The organism is Bradyrhizobium sp. LeoB3 (assembly GCF_055456055.1).
The window spans coordinates 1-2,596 of sequence record NZ_JBVBEF010000245.1; the positions used below are offsets into that span (position 1 = coordinate 1).

At 58.9% G+C, this 2,596-nt stretch carries 3 protein-coding genes and 1 pseudogene; all 4 read right to left on the minus strand.

Translation table 11 applies throughout. The annotated features are described in order from the left end of the window. Positions 1–135: 135 nt before the first annotated feature. The 4 genes and pseudogenes from ACZXDY_RS45410 to ACZXDY_RS45425 all read right to left on the minus strand — a co-directional run bounded on the left by ACZXDY_RS45410 (position 136) and on the right by ACZXDY_RS45425 (position 2,499). On the minus strand, positions 136–1,146 hold the full coding sequence (locus ACZXDY_RS45410; RefSeq protein ID WP_464349948.1) for a methyltransferase: 1,011 nt from the start codon (positions 1,144–1,146) through the stop codon (positions 136–138). Positions 1,147–1,381: 235 nt separating this feature from the next. Then, positions 1,382–1,534: pseudogene (locus ACZXDY_RS45415) on the minus strand (IS5/IS1182 family transposase); the annotation flags it as partial. Next, positions 1,518–2,096: a c-type cytochrome gene (locus tag ACZXDY_RS45420; RefSeq protein WP_464349949.1), complete on the minus strand. Its 579-nt coding sequence runs from the start codon at positions 2,094–2,096 to the stop codon at positions 1,518–1,520. The gene ACZXDY_RS45420 and the pseudogene ACZXDY_RS45415, both read right to left, overlap by 17 nt. Next, positions 2,023–2,499, minus strand: a complete 477-nt coding sequence (locus ACZXDY_RS45425; RefSeq protein WP_464349950.1) for a hypothetical protein — start codon at positions 2,497–2,499, stop codon at positions 2,023–2,025. The genes ACZXDY_RS45420 and ACZXDY_RS45425 overlap by 74 nt, the downstream gene beginning before the upstream one ends. Positions 2,500–2,596 lie beyond the last annotated feature (97 nt).

Here is a 2,596-nt window from a genome sequence, read left to right on the forward strand (position 1 = left end):
TTGCTTCCGGCTGGAGCGTTTGCCGGGTGGGACTTGCACCCACTGGAAAGCGCCGCCTTGTCACGGCGCACACCCAAAGCGGCCGTCGCGCCATTGCGCCATCCGACGCGTCGGACGGCGAGCCGCTCGGAGAACCTACTTTAATCCGATCACCATCGAATCCGGACCGACAAGCGGTTCGACCCGCGTTTTTGAAAAGCCGACCTCGCGCATCCAGGCCTGACAGTCCTCTGCCGTATAGTCGAACCCACCGGGAGTTTCGATCAGCATATTTAAGCTCATCATGAGACCGAAAGCGTTTTTGCGGCGATCATCGTCGATGATGGCATCATAAACGACGACGGCGCCGCCTTTCGGAAGAGCATCAAATACCTTGCCTAGCAGCATCTTTTTCTGGGTAAGGTCCCAATCATGGAGGATGTGACCCATGACGATGACATCAACTTTCGGCAGAGGGTCCTCGAAGAAACTCCCGCCATGAAACCGCAATCGGTCCTCCACCTCGCGGTGAGCAATAAATTCCTCGAAGATTGGCTTGATCGGGGAAAGGTCGAAGCCGATACCGGTGAGGTGGGGATGGACGCGGGCAACAGTAGCTGGAAGCATGCCCTGAGCTGAACCAAGATCCATGAAGGTCTTGTAGTTGCTCCATGGAAAGTTGGCAGCAATGGCGTGGGCCGCGCCTGCACTTATTCCACTCATCGCCCTCACAAATCCTCGCAACCGCTCCGGATCAGCATACAGGGCCGTAAACAGGTTTTCTCCGCCCCCCTTACCCTCGTTCTGCATTTCGCCGGTCCGCAGGGCCTCCGTGAGCGATCCCCAGAAGCCATAGAGCCGGGCATTTGCCATTTCCAGCATGCCGCCGATATAGGATGCCTTGGCTCGATCGAGAAACAGGTCGGTGTCTACGGTGTTGCTGTAGATGCCGTTCTCGCGCTCCAGCAACTTGAGTGCCACCAGCGCATCGAGGAAGTCGCGGGCTGATCGCTGATGCAGTGCAAGCTTTCGTTGAAGCGTCGGCAAGTCGGCGGGTGCATTCGCCAAGGTGCTGAACACGCCCAGCTCGACAGCACTCAGGAGTGTTTTGGATGCCCAAAAGCCCAAACCAACTTGCATAATATGTTCCGGTGTTGCTGCACTCACGATGTGATCCTCACTTATGGCTGTCACCTAGTACGCCAAGATGGTGGCGGGGTCTCGCTACGGCATCATTTCAATAGCGGCGGAACAATTGCGGTTGTAATATTCGGCTCGGCAGGCGCAACCGGCGCGGATTAAGGGTCTTCAGGTCTGCTCCTGGCCGATTCCGTTGAAAAAGGTTGAAGTAGTTCAATGTATCTGGCGCCAGCCTCGACGAGACCGAGCGCTTTGCCGGCCGCTATGCGGGCTTGGGGATTTGCATCGGGATCAGCCTGGCCATCTTGCGAAGGTTCTGGGCGGTGGCTGCGAGGATGAACTCGTCATGCGCGCCGTTTGGGCCTCGTAAGCGTAGCCGGTCGAGCTTGAGAATGCGTTCAAGGTGTGCAAACAGCGGTCAAGTCGGGATGATCGTCGGGCACCTTCGCCGCGGCTGGATCGGAAGGCTTGAGCGAAGAGAAGTAAGCGCTGAGGTCGCGGACATCTTCGTTGCTGAGTTGTTCCGCGATTGGTCCCATGACCTCACTCTTACGCGCACCGCTGCGGAAGAAAACCAGCTGCCATTGCAAGAACTGATCAGGTTGCCCCGCCAATGACGGCGTGTTCTCGGTGGCGGAGATACCTTTGTCACCGTGACACCCCGCACAGGCCTCGGCCTTGTTCTTTCCGGCCTCAGCATCCGCCGCAAGGGCTTGCATTGGCGCGAAGGTCACTAGTGCAACAAGGACTCGTAGCGACGTCGGTCTAATGCATTTCATCCCGCCGCCCCCTCGTCCGCCAACAGCATCTCGCACGGTCGCGATCCTCCGCTGGTTGACCATTCTGCCGGAAGCGGACCTGCGAAGCGTACGGCACAGCGTGTTCGCAAACACACACCACGATTTATTCCTTCGTAAGCTCAACAATGGTCCTCTCTCCATTGATGGTCTCGACAGTGAGTTCGACCTGGTCGCCATAACGAACAGAATCGAAGAGCAGACCGTCCTGTACCTTGAGGTCCGCAGTCGCATGCGGGGTCAGGCGCACGGTGATCCGGTCGTGGCGTTGGTCTACCTCCGCGACGACTCCTCGCAACGTCTCTTGCGGCCTTGCCCGCGTCGCCAGCGCGGGGGCGAGATCGTCGATCTGAGTGGTGAGGACCGGCTGGGTCGCGTCACGAATCGCGGTAGTCGCCGGTACATCAAGAGGGCGCGAGGCGACATGCGCCGGAGCAAGTATCGCGGCTGAGATCGCGAGAGCCCGGAGCACGACGCCGCTGGTGCCGAGCAGGCGCCCTATCCAGATGCGTGCCGAGTTTGCGCGAGAATCGGGATCGCGAGCGAAAAGTCGAATCCGAGGAGAGAAGTTGATGGCAGACATGCGGCGTCCTTGGTGAAGTTCGGACGCGATTCTTGGGCATGTCGCCTCGTGGGGGGATCGCACGCCCCCATAGATCGAATAAACCGATTGCCGTCGC